General features: G+C 68.6%; 14 protein-coding genes. 9 read left to right on the top strand and 5 right to left on the bottom strand.

Annotation, left to right across the window (positions count from 1 at the left end; genetic code table 11):
- Positions 1-71 precede the first annotated feature (71 nt).
- The 6 genes from AB4Z01_RS15440 (at position 72) to AB4Z01_RS15415 (ending at position 6,691) form a co-directional block, all read left to right on the top strand.
- On the top strand, positions 72-899 hold the full coding sequence (locus tag AB4Z01_RS15440) for a phosphogluconate dehydrogenase C-terminal domain-containing protein (protein WP_441695014.1): 828 nt from the start codon (positions 72-74) through the stop codon (positions 897-899).
- A gap of 62 nt (positions 900-961) precedes the next feature.
- A complete protein-coding gene (locus AB4Z01_RS15435; RefSeq protein ID WP_441695012.1) occupies positions 962-1,900 on the top strand; it encodes a D-ribose ABC transporter substrate-binding protein in 939 nt (312 codons plus the stop codon).
- Between the two features lie 206 nt (positions 1,901-2,106).
- On the top strand, positions 2,107-2,748 hold the full coding sequence (locus AB4Z01_RS15430; RefSeq protein ID WP_441695010.1) for a DUF2291 family protein: 642 nt from the start codon (positions 2,107-2,109) through the stop codon (positions 2,746-2,748).
- Positions 2,745-4,286: a sugar ABC transporter ATP-binding protein gene (locus AB4Z01_RS15425; RefSeq protein ID WP_441695009.1), complete on the top strand. Its 1,542-nt coding sequence runs from the start codon at positions 2,745-2,747 to the stop codon at positions 4,284-4,286. The genes AB4Z01_RS15430 and AB4Z01_RS15425 overlap by 4 nt, the downstream gene beginning before the upstream one ends.
- 310 nt (positions 4,287-4,596) lie before the next feature.
- On the top strand, positions 4,597-5,664 hold the full coding sequence (locus tag AB4Z01_RS15420) for an ABC transporter permease (RefSeq protein WP_441695007.1): 1,068 nt from the start codon (positions 4,597-4,599) through the stop codon (positions 5,662-5,664).
- A 1-nt stretch (position 5,665) separates the two neighbouring features.
- The gene (locus AB4Z01_RS15415) at positions 5,666-6,691 is read left to right on the top strand and encodes a Gfo/Idh/MocA family protein (RefSeq protein ID WP_441695005.1); all 1,026 of its coding nucleotides are present in this window, start codon (positions 5,666-5,668) and stop codon (positions 6,689-6,691) included.
- A gap of 9 nt (positions 6,692-6,700) precedes the next feature.
- Here the strand turns inward: AB4Z01_RS15415 and AB4Z01_RS15410 are convergent, their stop codons facing one another.
- Both AB4Z01_RS15410 and AB4Z01_RS15405 read right to left on the bottom strand, forming a co-directional pair.
- A complete protein-coding gene (locus tag AB4Z01_RS15410) occupies positions 6,701-7,711 on the bottom strand; it encodes a chemotaxis protein CheB (RefSeq protein WP_441695004.1) in 1,011 nt (336 codons plus the stop codon).
- A 64-nt stretch (positions 7,712-7,775) separates the two neighbouring features.
- Positions 7,776-11,243, bottom strand: a complete 3,468-nt coding sequence (locus AB4Z01_RS15405) for a chemotaxis protein CheB (protein ID WP_441695002.1) — start codon at positions 11,241-11,243, stop codon at positions 7,776-7,778.
- Between AB4Z01_RS15405 and AB4Z01_RS15400 the strand changes: the two genes are divergently transcribed.
- A complete protein-coding gene (locus tag AB4Z01_RS15400) occupies positions 11,173-11,910 on the top strand; it encodes a hypothetical protein (protein WP_441695000.1) in 738 nt (245 codons plus the stop codon). The genes AB4Z01_RS15405 and AB4Z01_RS15400 overlap by 71 nt on opposite strands.
- Positions 11,911-12,120: 210 nt before the next feature.
- Positions 12,121-12,540 carry a response regulator gene (locus AB4Z01_RS15395; RefSeq protein ID WP_441694998.1) on the top strand — a complete coding sequence of 140 codons (420 nt, stop codon included), beginning with the start codon at positions 12,121-12,123 and terminating at the stop codon, positions 12,538-12,540.
- 197 nt (positions 12,541-12,737) lie between these two features.
- On the opposite strand, the gene AB4Z01_RS15390 is transcribed toward AB4Z01_RS15395, so the two are convergent.
- Together AB4Z01_RS15390 and AB4Z01_RS15385 are read right to left on the bottom strand one after the other, a co-directional pair.
- Positions 12,738-14,147 (bottom strand): adenylate/guanylate cyclase domain-containing protein, encoded by a 1,410-nt coding sequence (locus AB4Z01_RS15390; protein ID WP_441694996.1) that lies wholly within the window; start codon positions 14,145-14,147, stop codon positions 12,738-12,740.
- A gap of 828 nt (positions 14,148-14,975) precedes the next feature.
- Positions 14,976-15,686 carry a transcriptional regulator NanR gene (locus tag AB4Z01_RS15385; protein WP_441694994.1) on the bottom strand — a complete coding sequence of 237 codons (711 nt, stop codon included), beginning with the start codon at positions 15,684-15,686 and terminating at the stop codon, positions 14,976-14,978.
- A 167-nt stretch (positions 15,687-15,853) separates the two neighbouring features.
- Here AB4Z01_RS15385 and AB4Z01_RS15380 point away from each other — a divergent pair, with 167 nt between their 5' ends.
- Positions 15,854-16,927: a tartrate dehydrogenase gene (locus AB4Z01_RS15380; RefSeq protein WP_441694992.1), complete on the top strand. Its 1,074-nt coding sequence runs from the start codon at positions 15,854-15,856 to the stop codon at positions 16,925-16,927.
- Here AB4Z01_RS15380 and AB4Z01_RS15375 read toward each other — a convergent pair.
- A complete protein-coding gene (locus AB4Z01_RS15375) occupies positions 16,909-17,925 on the bottom strand; it encodes a cupin domain-containing protein (RefSeq protein WP_441694990.1) in 1,017 nt (338 codons plus the stop codon). The genes AB4Z01_RS15380 and AB4Z01_RS15375 overlap by 19 nt on opposite strands.
- Positions 17,926-17,943: the final 18 nt, after the last annotated feature.

Raw genomic sequence — 17,943 nt, 5'->3', positions numbered from 1 at the left:
CATGCTGATTGACTCATCATACCAGTTGTCATACTCGTCTGAGCAACGACCTGGCAAGAGAGGGCGCGCCCATGACGTCGATCGCGTTGTTCGGGGCTGGCGGCAAGATGGGCTTCCGGCTGTCCAGCAACCTGAAGGGGTCGCGCTTCGACGTGCGCCATGTCGAGGTCGGCGAGGCCGGGCGGGCCCAGCTGAAGGCCAGGCTCGGCGTCGACTGCGTCCCGGCCGAGGCGGCGCTGGACGGCGCCGAAGTGGTCATCCTGGCCGTGCCGGACACGCTGATCGGCAAGGTTGCCGCCGGGATCGAAATGCAGCTCAGGCCCGGCACCATGGTGGTCGCGCTGGACGCCGCCGCCCCCTTTGCCGGCCATCTGCCGAAGCGCGACGACCTGACCTATTTCGTCACCCATCCCTGCCATCCGCCGATCTTCAACGACGAGACCGAGATGGCGGCGAAGACCGACTATTTCGGCGGCATCGCGGCCAAGCAGCACATCGTCTCCGCCCTGATGCAGGGGCCGGAGGAGGCCTATGCCCTGGGCGAGGAGGTCGCCAAGGTGATCTGGGCGCCGGTGATGCGCTCGCACCGGGTCTCGGTCGAGCAGATGGCGCTGCTGGAGCCCGGCCTGTCCGAGACCGTCTGCGCCACCCTGCTGGTGGTGATGCGCGAGGCGATGGACGAGGTGGTGGCGCGCGGCGTGGCGCATGACGCGGCGCGCGATTTCCTGCTGGGCCACCTGAACGTGCTGGCCTCGGTCATCTTCGACGAGCGCGAGGGGCTGTTCTCCGACGCCTGCAACAAGGCGATCGAATTCGGCAAGCCGGTGCTGATGCGGCCGGACTGGAAGCGGGTATTCGAGCCGGACGAGATCGCGGCCAGCATCCAGCGCATCACCTGAGATCCGGCGGGCCGCAGGCCCGAACCGGGCGAAATCGACAACATCCACAGGGAGGATCCACCATGCGTTTCACCAAGGCGCTTCTCGCGGCCGGCATCGCCGGCACCCTGGCCCTGGGCTTCGGCGTCGCCGCCCAGGCGAAGGACCTGGTCGCCGTCATCACCCCGTCGCACGACAACCCGTTCTTCAAGGCGGAGGCCGAGGGCGCCCAGAAGCGGGCCGAGGCGCTGGGCTACGACACCATCGTCCTGGTCCATGACGACGACGCCAACAAGCAGATGGAGCGGATCGACACCGCCATCGCCCGCGGCGCCAAGGCGATCATCCTCGACAATGCCGGCGCCGACGCCACGGTGGCGGCGGTGCAGAAGGCGAAGGACGCCGGCATCCCGTCCTTCCTGATCGACCGCGAGATCAACGTCACCGGCGTCGCCGTGGCGCAGATCGTGTCGAACAACTACCAGGGCGCCCAGCTGGGCGCGCAGGAGTTCGTCAAGCTGATGGGCGAGAAGGGCAACTATGCCGAGCTGGTCGGGCGCGAGGCCGACACCAATGCCGGCATCCGCTCGCAGGGCTATCACGACGTCATCGACGACTATCCCGACCTGAAGATGGTCGCCCGCCAGTCGGCCAATTGGAGCCAGACCGAGGCGTTCGCGAAGATGGAGTCGATCCTGCAGGCCCATCCCGACATCAAGGGCGTGATCTCCGGCAACGACACCATGGCGATGGGCGCCTGGGCGGCGCTGACCGCCGCCGGCCGCACCGATGTGGTCCTGGTCGGCTTCGACGGCAGCAACGACGTGCGGGATTCGATCAAGCAGGGCGGGATCAAGGCCACCGTGCTGCAGCCGGCCTACCGCCAGGCCGAGCTGGCGGTCGAGCAGGCCGACCAGTACCTGAAGACCGGCAAGACCGGCCAGCCCGAGAAGCAGCTGATGGACTGCCTGCTGATCACGCCGGACAACGCCGGCAAGCTGGAAACCTTCGCGATGAAGTGAGGGGAGGTTGCGGCGGGAGTCGCGAGATGGCGGGCGCAATCCAATTGCCTCTCCCGCTTGCGGGAGAGGTCGGAGACGCGAAGCGGCTCCGGGTGAGGGCCCTTTGTCGAGGCCCGGGCCAACCCTCACCCGGTCGTCCTACGGACGCCCGGCCTCTCCCGCCAAGCGGGAGAGGCAAAACAAAATCGGCCACTCGTGCCCTTGGTATGGCAATCGCGATCCTGGCCGCCGGCCTGCCGCTGGCCGCCTGCAAGCTCGTGAAGAACGAGCCGCCGCAGGTGGCCTCGGCGGCGGGCAGCGTCGCGACCTCCTTCGACAACCCGGCCTTCGACCCGGAGAAGACGGTCGAGGAGATCTGGCAGCCGAAGCTGCTGCCCTATCTCAAGGCCAAGGCCGGGCCTTTCGCCGAGGTCCGGGCGCTGGCCCCGGACGAGGCCGGGAAGCGCTTCGGCTACCGGGCGGTGGACAGCATGCCCTGGACCATCGCGGCGACGGTCCAGGGGAAGATCACGGCGGCTGACACCGGCACCCGGGCGGCGACCATCGAGGTCGATGCGGATGGCGACGGCACCGCCGACCTGACCGTGCAGATCGGCCCGGTGTTCAAAGGCACGCCGCTGCGCGACAGCATCGACTTCCTCTCGTTCAACAGCTTCGCCAACCAGATCGAATACGCCAAGTTCGGCAAGGCGCTGAACGCCCACATCTACAACAGCACGCTGGCCGGCGTGCCGCGAGACAAGCTGGTCGGGCGGACAGTGACGCTGCTGGGCGTCTTCACCCTGGACGACCCGAAGGCCAAGCCGCTGGTCACCCCGGCCGAACTGACCCTGGAGGCGGCGCCGTGACCGAGGCCCCTGCCCTCCAGGTCGAGGGGGTGACCAAGGTCTATCCCGGCACCGTGGCGCTCAAGGGTGTCGACTTCACCGTGCATCGGGGCGCGGTCAACGTGCTGGTCGGCGAGAACGGCGCCGGCAAATCGACGCTGATGAAGATCATCGCCGGGGTCGAGCAGCCGACCGAAGGCCGCATCCTCGTCGACGGCCGGCCGGTGGTGCTGCACAGCCCGAAGGACGCAGTGCGGCACGGCATTGGCATCGTGTTCCAGGAGCTGAACCTCTGCGCCAACCTGTCGGTGGCGGAGAACATTTTTTTGGCGCGCGAGCTCACCGGCGGGCTGCGCGGCGTCGACCATCGCGGCCAGAATCGGCGGGCGGCGGAGCTGCTGCGGCGGCTGGAGCACGACATCGACCCGCGCGCCGAGGTCGGCGACCTCGGCATCGGCCAGCAGCAGATCGTCGAGATCGCCAAGGCGCTGGCGCAGGACGCCCGCATCCTGATCATGGACGAGCCGACCTCGGCCCTCAGCGCCGCCGAGGTCGAGATCCTGTTCCGGGTGATCGCCGAGCTGAAGGCGCAGGGCGTCGCCATCGTCTACATCTCGCACCGGCTGGAGGAGCTGGTGCGGATCGGCGACTTCATCACCGTGCTGCGCGACGGCCGCATCACCGGGCATGAGCGGATGGGGCAGATCGACGTGCCCTGGATCGTGCGGCAGATGGTCGGTTCCGCCATGAAGGATTTCGCGGCGCCGGGCGACCGGCCGCCGGGGCCGGAGATCTTCCGGGCCGAGGCGATCTGCCTGCCGCGCGCGACCGGCGGCTATGCCGTCGACCATGTCTCGCTGTCGCTGCGCGCGGGTGAGATCCTCGGCCTGTACGGGCTAATGGGCGCCGGGCGGACCGAGCTGTTCGACTGCATCATGGGCCGGCACCCCTATTCCCGCGGCGCGATCTATCTCGAGGGAGAGCGGGTGACGGCGCGCGACGTGACCGGGCGGATCCGCCGCGGCCTGGCCATCATCCCGGAGGACCGGCAGCGCGACGGGCTGGTGCCGATCCTGTCGGTGGTCGAGAACCTGACCCTGTCCAGCCTGCGGCGCTTCCTGCGCGGCTTTCATCTGCGCCGAGGGGCGGAGATGGAGGCGGCGCGGCGGTCGATCCGCGAGCTGGCGATCAAGGTCTCCGACCCGGGCATCGAGGTCAGCGCGCTCTCGGGCGGCAACCAGCAGAAGGTGGTGATCGGCAAGGCGCTGATGACCAACCCCCGGGTGCTGCTGATGGACGAGCCCAGCCGCGGCATCGATGTCGGCGCCAAGGCCGAGATCTTCCGGGTGATGCGCGATCTCGCCGCCCAGGGCCTCGGCATCCTGTTCGCCACCTCGGATCTCGAGGAGGTGATGGCGCTGTCGGACCGCATCGCGGTGATGAGCAACGGCCGGCTGGTCGAGATCTTCGACCGCGCCACGGCGACCGGGGACCGGATCGTCGCGGCCTCGGCCGCCGGGCACGGGCCTGACCAAGTCTTGAGGGAGGCACGGGCATGATGGCAGCGCGCTCGGCCCTGTTTATTGCCTCTCCCGCTTGCGGGAGAGGTCGGGCTCGCGCAGCGAGACCGGGTGAGGGCGGCTCGGTCGCCACGCCAGGACCAGCGTTTCAGGACGGGGCGGAGCACGCGCTCTCCCGCGGCAAAGCCGTGCTTTCGGAGAGGCCGCTATCCCCTCACCCGGAGCCGCTTCGCGTCTCCGACCTCTCCCGCAAGCGGGAGAGGCAATCTGTTCGTATGCCCGCCGCGGCGCACTTGCGGGAGCGGGATCTCAAAAGAGCGACGTCTGAATCCGCAGTGGAGGCGCACGCATGATGGCAGCGGATAAGGCGGCCGAGGGCTGGAGCGGCGACGCCATCGCCCTGCATCTGATGAAGCTGCGCACCTTCATCGCGCTGTTCGCGGTGCTGATCGTGTTCTCCGCCATCGCGCCCAACTTCCTCAGCACCGCCAACCTGATCCTGATGTCGAAGCATGTCGCGCTGAACGCCTTCCTGGCGATCGGCATGACCTTCGTCATCATCACCGGCGGCATCGACCTGTCGGTCGGGTCGATCGTCGGGCTGTGCGGCATGGTGGCAGGCGGGCTGATCCTGCACGGCATCGACCTGTCGGCCCTCGGCTTCGGCTACACGCTGTACTTCAACGTGCCGGAGATCATGCTGATCACCCTCACGCTTGGGGTGCTGATCGGCGCGGTCAACGGCCTGCTGATCACACGGCTGAAGGTGGCGCCCTTCATCGCCACGCTGGGCACGCTCTATGTCGCCCGTGGTGCTGCGATGCTGCTGTCCGACGGCGCCACCTTCCCCAACCTCGCGGGCAAGCCGGAGCTCGGCACCACCGGCTTCGCCACGCTGGGCGCCGGCACGCTGCTGGGCCTGCCGGTGAGCATCTGGCTGCTGATCCTGGTCGCCGCCGGGGCCGCCTATCTGGCCGCGCGGACGCCGCTGGGCCGGCACATCTTCGCGGTCGGCGGCAATGAGCGCGCGTCGGGCCTGTCCGGCGTCCGGGTCAACCGGGTGAAGCTGTTCGTCTACATGTTCTCCGGCTTCTGCGCCGCGCTGGTCGGGCTGATCATCTCCTCACAGCTGATGGCCTCGCACCCGGCGACGGGCGAGACCTTCGAGCTGAACGCCATCGCCGCGGCGGTGCTGGGCGGCACCTCGATGTCCGGCGGCCGCGGCACCATCGGCGGCACCATCATCGGCGCCTTCGTCATCGGCATCCTGTCGGACGGTCTCGTGATGATGGGCGTCAGCTCGTTCTGGCAGACCGTGATCAAGGGGCTGGTGATCATCGCCGCGGTGGTGGTCGACCAGGCGCAGCGCCGGCTGCAGCAGCGCGTCGTGCTGCGCCGCATGGCGCGGGAGGGCTGAGATGCTGCGCGGCGCCCTGATCGGCTGCGGCTTCTTCGCCGTCAACCAGCTGCATGCCTGGCGCGATGTCGAGGGCGCGGGGATCGTGGCGCTGTGCGACCGCGACCCGGCCCGGCTGGAGGCGGCAGGCCGCGATTTCGGCATCGCCCGGCTCTATGCCGATGCCGGGGAGATGCTGGCGCGCGAGACGCCGGACTTCGTCGACATCGCCACCACCATGCCGAGCCATCGGCCGCTGGTCGAGCTGGCCGCCCGGCACCGGGTGCCGGTGATCTGCCAGAAGCCCTTCGCCGCCACGCTGGACGACGCGAAGGCCATGGTCGCGGCGTGCGAGGAAGCCGGCGTGGCCCTGATGGTGCATGAGAACTTCCGCTGGCAGTCGCCGATCCAGGCCGTGCGCCGGGTGATCGAATCCGGGCGGATCGGCGAGGTGTTCTGGGGCCGCGTCTCGTTCCGCTCGGCCTATGACGTGTTCTCCGGCCAGCCCTACCTCGCCACCGGCGAGCGCTTCATCATCGAGGATCTCGGCATCCACATCATCGACATCGCCCGCTTCCTGTTCGGCGACGCCACCCGCCTGACCGCCCGGACCCGCCGGGTCAACCCGGCGATCCGCGGCGAGGATGTCGCGACCATGCTGCTGGACCATGCGGGCGGGGTGACCTCGGTGGTCGACTGCTCCTACGCCACGCGGCTGACGGCCGAACCCTTTCCGGAGACGCTGGTGGAGGTCGACGGCAGCGCYGGCACCATCCGGCTGGGCCAGGGCTACCGCATGGTGGTGACCGGCCGCGACGGCAGCGAGACGCTCAACGTCTCGCCGCGCCTCCTGCCCTGGGCCAGCCGCCCCTGGCACAACATCCAGGAGAGCGTGGCGGCGATCCAGCAGCATTGGGTGGACAGCCTGAGCGCGGGGCGGGAGCCGGCGACCTCCGGCCGTGACAACCTGAAGACCCTGGCCCTGGTCGAGGCCGCCTATCGCAGTGCCGGGACCGGGCGGACGATCGACCTGGCGGACCTGCTGTAGCCGCTCTGTCTATCGCGGCCGGTCCGGCTGCTCCGTCGCCTGGATCCGCAGCAGCGCCGCGCGAATGGCCTCGGCCTGCTGCCCGAACACCGTCGCCCGCTCCGACCACAGCCGGGCGGCCTTGGACTGGCCCTGCCGCACGGCCTGCTGCCCGAGGCGGCGGAGCATGCGGCAGTGCTCCTCCAGCGTGCGCAGGGCGGTCTCCATCGCCCGCACCACCTCACCCGACAGGGCACTGCCGAAGGACGCTGCCGAGTAGGAGTGGCCGATATGGCAGCGATAGCGCAGGGCGTCGCCGTCCTGCAGCTCCCACATCACGCCGCCGCAATCGGGGCAGGTGAAGACCGACCGGTCGCCGAGCCGGTCGAGCACGGTCATGTTGTCCTCATACGCTTTGGCCATGATGTCGGCCTCCAGCTGGATCTCCGGCGGCACCGGCTGCGGCGGGCCCGCGGGGGTCGCGACCAGGCCGGCCAGCAGCGCCGGCATTGCGTCGAGCGCGATCTGGTGGTCGACCTCCGTCATCTCCAGCGCGTTGCGCGGCATGTCCGGATATTCGGCGTCGGCCGGGTCCTGGACCACGGTGATGGCGCCGCAGCGCCGCAGCGCGCGAAGGCCTGCACTGCCATCGTCGAGATATCCCGTCAGCACCACGCCGATGCCGCGCGAGCCGCAACAGACGGCGACGCTGCGAAACAGGGTGTCGACTGATGGCCGGACGCCGTTTTCCCATGCGCCGCGGTTGAGGCGCAGCGTGCCGTCCTGCAGCAGCAGGTGACGGTCCGGCGGGGCGACATGGATCCGCCCCCGCGCTGCCGGCTTGCCATCCTCGGCGAAACCGGCCGGCAAGGGTCCGGCGCGTTCCAGGATGGCGGGCAGATTGCTGTTCTGGTCGCCCTTCATGTGCTGCACCACGAGCACCGCGGCATCCAGCCCGGCCGGCAACCCGGCGACAAGGCGCTTCAGCGCGGACAGGCCGCCGGCGGATGCGCCGATCGCCACGATGTCATGATGAGGCATGCCTTACTTCCGGCACCACGGACGCTGTCTGGACAACCACAGCGGAGGCGGGAGCGTTCCGTGGTCAGCCGGGCGCCGGCTCCGGGTCGCGGCGCAACTCGGACATGGGCACCTCGACCCGGCAGTGCAGGCCGCCGGGCTTGAAGGTCAGCTCGGCCGTCCCGTGCAGCTCATAGGCGATGCTGCGCTTGACGAAGCTGAGCCCGAAGCCGTCGCGGGACGGCTTCCCGACCCTGGGGCCGCCGCGTTCCGACCAGTCGAGTCGAAGCAGGGCGGCGCCTTCGACCTTGACGATGCGCCAGCCGATCTTGATTGAGCCACCCGGTCCCGACAGCGCGCCATATTTCGCGGCGTTGGTGGCCAGCTCGTGCAACGACATCGCGAAGACCAGCGCCGCGCGCGCGGGCAGGAAGACCTCGCCGCCGGAGAACACCGGCGGATCCTTGCCTTCATGATACGGCTTCAGCTCCTCGACCAGAAGCTGGCGCAGATCGACGCCGGCCCAGACATTCTCCGCCAGCAGCTCATGAGCGGCGGCCAGCGACTGCAGGCGTCCCTCGAAGGATCGGCCGAAGCTGTCGAGGGAGTCGCTGGTCTGCCGGGTCCGCGACGCGATCGAGAGCACGCTGGCCAGCGTGTTCTTGACCCGGTGGTTCAGCTCGGCCAGCAGCAGCTGCTGCCGCCGCTCGGCCTGACGCCCCTCGCTGGTGTCGCGCTCGACCAGCGCTGCCCCGACCAGCCGTCCCGCCTCGTTGCGGATCGGCGAGGCGGTGTAGGAGACGAAGATCCGCCGCCCGTCCTTGGCCACGCGCTCGGTATCGATGATGCTGGGCTGGGCCGGCGGCCGCCTCAGGCGATCGAAGATCTGGCGCATCTCGTCCGGATTGTCGGCCGCGCTGAGGAACGACAGGGGACGCCCCACCGCTTCCGCCGCGCCGTATCCGTACATCCGCTCCGCGCCGGCGTTCCAGGTGGTGATCGTGCCGTCGGGCGACGTGCCGATGATCGCCTCGTGGGAATGAGCGATGATCGCAGCCAGACGGGCCAGCGACTCCTCGTTGCGCTTGCGCTCGGTGATGTCGATGAAGGTGATGACGACGCCGTTGATGACATTGTCGACGGTCCGGTACGGCAGGATCCGCATGATGTAGCTGGCCGAGCCGTCGGACAGCGCCACCTCCTGCTCGAGCCGGGTCAGGGTGCGCAGCACCCGGCCGACGTCGCGCGGCAGGCTGTCATAGCTGAGGCGCGACACGATATCGGTGATCGGCCGGCCGGCATCGCTGCCGATCAGATGGAAGATCTCGGTGATCGCAGGGGTGAAGCTGCGGACCCGCAGCTGGTTGTCCAGGAACAGAGTCGCGATCTGCGTGCTTTCCAGCAGGTTCTTGCGGTCGCTGATGGCACGGTCGAGGCTCTCGATCTTGGAGTTGAGCTCGGTGTTGACGGTCTCCAGCTCCTCGTTGACCGATTGCAGCTCCTCCTTCGAGGTCTCCAGCTCCTCATTGGCGGATTGCAGCTCCTCATTGACCGATTGGAACTCCTCGTTCGAGGACTTCATCTCCTCGTTCGAGGTCTCCAGCTCCTCGATCGTGGTCTGCAGCCGCTCGCGCGTGGCGATCAGCTCCGATTCCAGATGCCGGATGATCTCGTCCTTCTGCGCGTCCGATGCCGCTTCGGCGCCGGCAGTGCCGAGCGGCTTGGGCGCCCCGACCTCCTGCAGCACGACGATGCAGAACTTCGCGTCGCCATCGCCCGCCAGCGGCTCGGCAATCAGGTTGAGCGATTGGTAACCGCCATCGACCGGCAACGAGGCATTCTCCCGGATCACCCTGCGGCCGGTGGTGACGGCTTCATGGATGACGGCCCGGAGGTCCGGGCGCAGCCCGGCGTCGACGATGCTGAACAGGTTCAGGCTGGCGGCGCCGGGCGACGGCTGCAGATACCGGCCGGTGCGTCCCGAGAAGTGCAGGATCTCGTATCCGTCGTCGACGACAAAGCAGGCGGGCGCGTAGACCTCGGCAACCCGCTGTGCCCGGCGGATGACGGTATCCCTGATCGTCGGCCGCAAGGACCCGTGCGGCCGGTCCGGCTCCAGCGGGCTGCGGTAGATCGAGGTGGCCAGCGGGAACTCGATCGGCTGGCGTCCGACATCCGCCTCCCGCGCCTTGAACAGCCGGAGCTTGCCGTCGACTCTGGTGAACAGCTTGGGATGCTGGGTCACGTTCTCCGACGGCCCCAGGAACAGGTAGCCCCGATGCCGCAGGGCGAAATGGAACAGCAGCAGGACGCGGTTCTGCAGCGTCGCGTCCAGATAGATCAGCAGGTTGCGACAGGAGACCAGGTCGAGCCTCGAGAACGGCGCGTCCTTGATCACGTTGTGCACCGAGAAGATGCACATCTCCCGGATCTCCTTCGCCACCCGGTAGTCGCTGCCATCCTTGATGAAGAACTTCTCGAGCCGTTCCGGCGACATGCTTCCGCTGATCGCGGCCGGGTACAGCCCCGCCCGGGCGATCGCCAGGGCGTGGTCGTCGATGTCGGTGGCGAAGATCTGGACCTTCGGGGCGGCGTCGGTCTCGATCATGCGCTCGCGCAGCAGGACGGCGATCGAATACGCCTCCTCGCCGGTGGCGCAGCCGGGCACCCAGACCCGGACCTGGTCGTCCGGCCCCTTGTCCTGCAGCAGCTTCGGAATGACGTCGTGTTCGAGGATCTCGAAGGCCTTGGCGTCCCTGAAGAACTGGGTGACCCCGATCAGCAGATCGCGGAACAGCGCCTCGACCTCCCGCGGCTCCCGGCGCAGCAGCTCGACGTAGTCGGCCAGCGCGGCGACCTGCGCCACATGCATCCGGCGCTGCACCCGGCGGATGAAGGTGCTGTTCTTGTACTGGCTGAAATCATGCCCGGTGCCGGCCCGCAGCAGGGTGAAGATCTTCACCAGATGGCGGCGGGCCTGCTGCCGGGACGGCGCCGGTCCGTCGGTCTTCGACCGGGCCAGGTCGCGGGCGTATTGGACCAGCTGCGACGGCATCTCCTCGACCGGCAGGATAAAGTCGACCAGGCCGGTGGCGATGGCGCTGCGCGGCATGCTGTCGTAGCGGGAAGTCTCGCCGGCCTGGGCCAGGGTCAGCCCGCCATTCTCCTTGATCGCCTTCAGGCCCAACGATCCGTCGCTGCCGCTGCCGGACAGGATGATCCCGGCGACCTGATCGCCATGCTGCTCCGCCACCGACAGGAAGAAGGGGTCGATCGTGGAGCTGTGGCTGCGCGGCGTCTCCAGCCGGAAGCTGTCGCCGCGCATGGTCAAGGTCGCGTTCGGCGGGATGACATGGATGCGGTCCGCCGCCGCCGCCATCCCGTCCGTGATCTCGACCACCGGCATCCGGGTGTACCGCGCCAGCAGCTCCGCCATCGCGCTCTTGTGGTGCGTGTCGAGATGGGGCACGGCCACGAACACCATGCCGCTGTCGGACGGCATGTGCAGGAAGAAGCGCTCGAATGCCTCCAGCCCGCCGGCCGATGCGCCCATCGCCACGATCAGCCGCGCCGATGACGGCGAGGAAGGAATCGCAGGCGGCTTCGGACGCGAGGATGCTCGTGCGGACGGTGAGCGGCGATCGGTCCGGCCTTCGGCGGCGGGTTTGGCGCGGGTCGGCACGCTTCGATCTCCGTTCGGGCGACGGTCGGAATCCAAGATCCGGCCAATCGGGATTGGGTATCGCCCGGCCGAATATGCGACAAAGGGCAACACTATACCGTTTCGGCCTGTTGCCAAGGTGAGGCAACTGCAAAACGAAGGCGCAAGGATGTCCCCCTCCGCCCGAATCCTGATCGTCGAAGACGAGTTCCTCGTCGCGCTTCTGATGGAGGAGACCGTCCGGACTCTGGGCCACGAGGTCGTCGGGCCGGTCGGCGACTTGCCGAGTGCCATGCGGCTGGCCGAGACCGAAGACCTGTCGGCCGCCATCCTCGACGTCCATCTGCAGCACGGTGAACGGGTCTATCCGGTTGTCGGGGTTCTTCGCCGCCGCGGCATTCCGCTGGTGCTGACGACGGCATATCGCGACACCGAGATCGACCCCGACTGCGCCGGCGAGAGGCTGCTGCGCAAACCCTTCGATCAGACCGATCTGGAGCATTGCGTCGCCCGGCTGGTCTCTACCCGTCCTGCGCCCGAGCCCGTCCATGGCGATTGAGGCAGAACAGGACGCCGATGCTCCGGCTCAGCCGGCCAGCCGATCAGACCAGGTGCCGGCCCGATCTGCCCATCGCATTGGTATTGGTTGGCGATCACTGGCCATCTTTCAAATCAATGCTGGTTGAACTATAATAAGCCTAAGAATATTTCCCTTAACATTCAGCAAATTCGGGGTGGAGAGCCACAGATGCATGCTGGGATGTCCTTCATGGAGCCTGGAGCAGGTGTCGCTTCCGCCTCCGTGTTCAACTCGGCCCGTCCCGTCCGCCGCGACGGCGCGGCGAAGCGGATCCTGATCGTCGAGGATGAGGTGCTGCTGGCCGACGACGTGGCGCAGGCGATCTACGCCATGGGGCTGGACCCGGTCGGCCCGGTGGGGACGCTGGAGGCGGCGATCTCGCTGGCCGAGACGCAGCAGCTCGACGGCGCCCTGCTCGACGTCCGGCTGCGGCGCGGGATGCGGGTCTATCCGGTGGTCGAGATCCTGTGGCGGCGGCGGATCCCGTTCTGCTTCATGACCGCCTACAGCGACCAGCAGATCGAGCACATGCCGGCCGAGGCCGTGTTGCGCAAGCCGGTGTCCCGGCCCGCCCTGCTGGACGCGGTGCAGGCGCTGCTCAACGGGTAATGCCAACGGTCGAGAATATTGTCTCGTCATCCCGTGCGCGCTGCGGCGCGAAGTGCCGCTGCGCAGACACGGGATCTCGGCGCGATCCCGGAGAGATCCCGTGTCTGCAGCGCATCATTGCATGCTGCGCTGCGCACGGGATGACGGGTCATTGGTTATGACGCTTGTTAAGACGGCCGGCGCTTCAGTCTCGGACTTTATGGGATCGCATACAGCGTCACCTCGGCCTCGATGCCGCGCAGCGTGTGGCGCTGGGCGACCGGCTCGATACCGCCGGCCTGCAGCAGCCTGGCGGTGCCGGAATCCTTCACCACCGATTCCGTGGCGAAGATCGCGCGGGAATTGACCAGCGCCTGCACCCGGGCGGCGATGTTGACGGTCTGGCCGAAATAGTCCTGCCGCTCATTCAGCGCGACCGCCAGGCACGGCCCTTCATGGATGCCGATCTTGAGCACCAGGTCTTCGCTGCTGGCGTGTGCGTCGTTGAGGCGGCCCATGGCGTCGCGCATGCGCAGCGCGGCGGCCACGGCGCGGTCGGGGGTCGGGAAGGTGGCCATCACGGCGTCGCCGATGGTCTTGACCACGGCCCCGGCCTCGGCCGCGACGATTTCGTGCAGCACGCGGAAATGGGCGCGCACCAGGTCGAACGCCGCCAGGTCACCGACCCGCTCATAGAGGGCCGTCGACCCTTTCAGATCGGTGAACAGGAAGGTCATGCTGGTGATCTTGAGCCGCTGGTCGACGTCCAGCGTGTCGGTCCGGTAGATGTCGCGGAAGGTCTGGTTGGTCAACAGCCGCTTGGCCGTCAGGAACGGCTTGCGCCGGCCGAGCAGCTCGTGCAGCGCGTGCCCGGCGATCCAGATCCCGGCCAGCACCCGGCGATTGGTGCGGTTCTCGACCGACAGGCGCAGCGGGCCGGGCCGCAGCACGACGGTCTCGTTCAGCCGATGCACCGGATCGATGATGAAGCTGAGCGACTGGCGGTCGCGGGTCGGCTCGCCCTTCACGTCGAGGAACTGCGTCGCATGGCTGACGGGGTCGAAGGCGATCAGGAACTCCGCCGGCAGCTGCAGCGACAGCAGCGCCTTCTCGCCGGCCGGCAGCTCGACGAAGTCGATGGTGATGTCCTCGATCAGCTGCTCGAAATTCGCCGGCAGGTCGATGCCGGAGCCCCAGAACATCTGGCGGCAATACTCCACCGGCGGCAGCGTATCGGGGTCGTGGGCGCCGATCCGGCGCACCCGCGGGCTGACGGTGAAGGCCACCTCCACCATCTCGTCCAGCGTGGCCTCGTAGCCGGCGGCGCAGAGGGCGCAGTGGTACTCGTCGCGGTCGAGGGATTTCAGCGTGGTGCCGGCGTCGAGCACGCCGCCGCAGCCGGGGCACAGCACGTTCCAGGACAGCTCGAACAGCCCGAGGCGCGAGGCGTGCAGGAACACGGCGATGACGCGTTCGACGTCGATCCCGGTCTCGGCCGCGAAGTCGAAGACGTTGAGGCGGCAGAGCGCCCGGTCCGGCCCGTCCTGCACCAGCCGTTCCACCGCGGCCACGGCCTCGCCGTCGGCCAGCTGCCGCAGGGCCGCGAACAGGGCCTGGGTTTCGCTCATGGCGCGATTTTACGCCGAATGCGAAGAAAATGCTAAGCCGTTGGCGGGGCTTCGGGTCGCCACCCCGGAACCAGTCCGATCCGCCGACCGGCCGGTCGGCCCCAAGCGGAGGTCATGCTTCGTCATAATGGGGCCAGACGCGGCCATTACACTCTCGGTAATGACCGCAGTCGAGCACCGGCTTCCGGATTGTTGTTACTGCGTAACCGGCGGCATGACGGGGGCCAGGGGACGCTGACGCCCGAAGGCAGGATCCGGCTTGCAGCCGGTCGTCCCGACCTGCTCGCAGCCCACCTGTGCCTGCCGGCCGAAGGCAGGATCCGGCTTACACCCGGTGGTTCCGACCTGCTCGCAGCCCACCTGTGCCTGGCGGCCAAAGGACGGGTCCGGCTTGCACCCGGTCGTCCCGACCTGCTCACAGCCGCCGGTCCCGCCGGTCCCGCCGGCCTGTGCCGTGGGTATCCTCTGCTCAGCGCATCCTCCGGTCAGCCCGAGGAGCGCAACTGCTGAAAGCGCAACGAATAGTTTGATCATCTTCTTCTCCAAGGTCTCTGGTGATCTTCGAGGTCGACGACTAGCTAGGTAGGCCCCATTGCGCAGTGAGCAATACGGCCGCCTCAAATGGATAAAGGCTGAGGCCCTGCCGAGCAGCGCGGGCGAAGCGCGGCACCAAATGAACCGTGCCCGAGTCCTCGCTGCCACGAAACTATACGATGGTGTCGGTGGCGCGGCGCTTGCGTGTAGCTTGACCGGGCTGGAAATGGACGGCGTGATCCGGTCGGGTGGCTGGGCATGGCTTCAGCCAGGTTTAGGCAGTCTGGTCCAGCCCTACCCGTGATGCGCGTACAGCACCGCGGACCGGTCGAGGTGGCGGATCATCGCGGCCTCGGCGGCGTCGGGGTCGTGGCGGCGGATGTGATCGAGGATCTCGCGATGCTCGGCCAAAGTGACGTTCTGCTTGCCGGTCCAGATCAGCATCTCGGTGTGGTACTCGCGCAGCCACCCCAGCATCGCCTCGCTGACCGCCTCGAAGATCGGGTTGCCGGAGATCGCCGCGATCCGGCCGTGAAAGCGCATGTCGGCGGCGATGAAGGCGGCCGGGTCGTCGAGTTTGCCGCTCTGGTCCAGCAGAGTCTCCTCCAGCCCCGCGATGTCAGCCTCCGCTGCCTTCTCCGCCGCCTCGCGCACCATGCCACGCTCGAAGAAGCGGCGCGCCTGCTTCAGATGCTCGAGGCTGTCCGGCGAGGCCGAGAGCAGGAACTGGGCGGAGAGGTCGACCTGCTGGAACAGCGACTTCGCCGTCAGCTGCCGCACCCGGGCGCGCTCGCCATGGTTGATGGTGATCAGGCCCATATTGGCCAGGGCCTGCATCGCCTCGCGGATCGCCGGGCGGCCGACGCCGAAACGGTCCATCAGGTCGCGCTCCGACGGCATGGCGTCGCCCGGCGCCAGCTCGCCACGGGTGATCATGGTCCTGAGGCGATCGAAGACCTCGTGCCACAGCTTGCGGCGGACGATGGGTTCGGCCGAATCCCGCACCAGTTGAGCTCCTGCCTGGGCCGCTCGATGCCGCGGCCGTTCTGGCACGATGATCATACCATCGAAACGGCTCGCCGGCATCGTCGGCCGCGTCGCCGCCATTGTCGCGCTGGCCGCGACGCCTTCGCCGGGCAAGGATAGCGCATCCGGAACCTGGAGACCCGCCCATGCGCGAATACGCGATCGCCGCCATCCCTGCCGACGGCATCGGCCCCGAGGTGATCGGCGCCGGCATCACGGTGCTGGAGGCGCTGCAGCAACGGCTCGGCGACGTCCGGTTCACCGTCACCAGCTTCGACTGGGGCTCGGACTACTACAAGCGGCACGGCGCGATGATGCCGGCCGACGGGCTGGCGATCCTGAAGCCGTTCGACGCGATCTATTTCGGCGCCGTCGGTGCGCCGGACGTGCCGGACCACATCACGCTGTGGGGCCTGCGGCTGCCGATCTGCCAGGGCTTCGACCAGTACGCCAATGTCCGGCCGACCCGGATCCTGCCGGGCATCACCTCGCCGCTGCGCCATGCCGGCCCCGGCGACCTGGACTGGGTGATCGTGCGCGAGAATTCCGAGGGCGAGTATTCCGGCCATGGCGGGCGGGCCCATCGCGGCCTGCCGGAGGAGGTCGGCACCGAGGTCGCGATCTTCACCCGGGTCGGCGTCACCCGGATCATGCGCTATGCCTTCCGGCTGGCGCAGGCGCGGCCGCGCAAGCTCTTGACCGTGGTCACCAAGTCGAACGCCCAGCGCCACGGCATGGTGATGTGGGACGAGATCGCAGCCGAGGTCGCGCGGGAGTTCCCGGATGTCACCTGGGACAAGATGCTGGTCGACGCCATGACGGTGCGGATGACGCTGAAGCCGCGGAGCATCGACACCGTCGTCGCCACCAACCTGCATGCCGACATCCTGTCCGACCTGGCCGGGGCCCTGGCCGGCAGCCTGGGCGTGGCGCCGACCGCCAACATCGACCCGGAGCGGCGCTTCCCGTCGATGTTCGAGCCGATCCACGGCTCGGCCTTCGACATCACCGGCAAGGGCATCGCCAACCCGGTGGCCAGCTTCTGGACCGCGGCGCAGATGCTGGAGCATCTCGGCGAGGCCGAGGCGGCCGGGCGGCTGATGCGCGCGGTCGAGCAGGTGACCGCGGCCGGCATCCTGACCCCGGATGTCGGCGGCACCGCCACGACCAGGCAGGTCACCGACGCGGTGGTCGACGCGATCTACAGCTCGAACGTCTGACCGTTGGCGGCGGCATCGCCGGCGGGGGCGGTGCGGACCGCCCCGGGCGGGCGGCCGATCACGCGCTTGAAGGCCCGGCTGAACGCGGCCTGGGAGCCGTAGCCGAGGCGGTGGGCCGCGGCCTCGATCGGCATCCGGTCGCGGCCGATCCATTGCGCCGCCAAGCGCATCCGCAGGTCGGCGACGTAGCGCAGCGGGGTCAGGCCGGTGACCGCGAGGAAGCGCTCGGCAAAGACCGAGCGTGAGGCGCCCATCTCCGCCGCCAGCTCGGCCACCGTCCAGTCCCGGCCGGGATCGCGGTGCATGGCGGCGATGACACGGCCCAGGCGCGGGTCGCGCAGCGCCTCGATCCAGCCCTTGGCGTCGCCGCAGCCGCATTCGACCCAGCCGCGGACGATCGAGGCGGAGACGACATCGGCCAGCCGCGCCAGGATCGCGGCGAAACCGGCGCGCTCGTCGCAGGCCTCGCGCGCCATCGCCTCCAGCATCGGCAGGATCTCCGGGTGGCGGTCGAGCAGCGTGCCGACCAGCATCACCTCCGGCATCAGCGCCACCAGCGGGTGCATGCCGCCGAGGTCGAACTCCATGCAGCCGCTGAAGATCAGCATGCCCGAGCCCGGCTCGCAGCCCTCCGGGCAGGCCCGGATGACGCCGACGCTCTTGCACAAGGTCTCGGTCGCGAAGCTGGAGATGTCGCGGCTGGCCTGGTCGGGCGCGGAGAGCAGCTCGTGCGGGCCGCCGCGCGGCAGCAGCACGGCGTCGCCCGAGCCGAGGGTGTGGAGCGTCCCGTCGGCCGTGCGCAGGACCACCGGACCGCGGGCGACGAAGTGGAACTGGGCTCGGTTCTCGACCATGCCGAAGCCGATGCCGAAGGGCGGAGCCAGCGCGATGCGGCGGTAGTTCACGCCGAACAGGCGCATGCCCAGCAGCAACTCGCTGACGAGATCACCCGAGGGTCCGCGCGAACCGGCTCGTAATTCGGACGAATGATCAAGCATTCCGGAGTGTCTGACATG

The sequence above is a fragment of the Inquilinus sp. YAF38 genome (assembly GCF_052113205.1).
Taxonomy (GTDB): domain Bacteria; phylum Pseudomonadota; class Alphaproteobacteria; order DSM-16000; family Inquilinaceae; genus Inquilinus.
The sequence above is the reverse complement of the archived record's forward strand: the minus strand, read 5'-3'. Positions and strand labels throughout refer to the sequence as shown.

Bases quoted from the DNA above. Each gene is read 5' to 3' on its own strand.
- AB4Z01_RS15395 (WP_441694998.1), top strand. From the start codon at position 12,121: ATGGAGCCTGGAGCAGGTGTCGCTTCCGCCTCCGTGTTCAACTCGGCC.
- AB4Z01_RS15405 (WP_441695002.1), bottom strand. From the start codon at position 11,243: ATGGGCGCATCGGCCGGCGGGCTGGAGGCATTCGAGCGCTTCTTCCTG.
- AB4Z01_RS15435 (WP_441695012.1), top strand. From the start codon at position 962: ATGCGTTTCACCAAGGCGCTTCTCGCGGCCGGCATCGCCGGCACCCTG.
- AB4Z01_RS15375 (WP_441694990.1), bottom strand. From the start codon at position 17,925: ATGCTTGATCATTCGTCCGAATTACGAGCCGGTTCGCGCGGACCCTCG.
- AB4Z01_RS15420 (WP_441695007.1), top strand. From the start codon at position 4,597: ATGATGGCAGCGGATAAGGCGGCCGAGGGCTGGAGCGGCGACGCCATC.
- AB4Z01_RS15440 (WP_441695014.1), top strand. From the start codon at position 72: ATGACGTCGATCGCGTTGTTCGGGGCTGGCGGCAAGATGGGCTTCCGG.
- AB4Z01_RS15400 (WP_441695000.1), top strand. From the start codon at position 11,173: ATGCCGCTGTCGGACGGCATGTGCAGGAAGAAGCGCTCGAATGCCTCC.
- AB4Z01_RS15390 (WP_441694996.1), bottom strand. From the start codon at position 14,147: ATGAGCGAAACCCAGGCCCTGTTCGCGGCCCTGCGGCAGCTGGCCGAC.
- AB4Z01_RS15380 (WP_441694992.1), top strand. From the start codon at position 15,854: ATGCGCGAATACGCGATCGCCGCCATCCCTGCCGACGGCATCGGCCCC.
- AB4Z01_RS15430 (WP_441695010.1), top strand. From the start codon at position 2,107: ATGGCAATCGCGATCCTGGCCGCCGGCCTGCCGCTGGCCGCCTGCAAG.
- AB4Z01_RS15410 (WP_441695004.1), bottom strand. From the start codon at position 7,711: ATGCCTCATCATGACATCGTGGCGATCGGCGCATCCGCCGGCGGCCTG.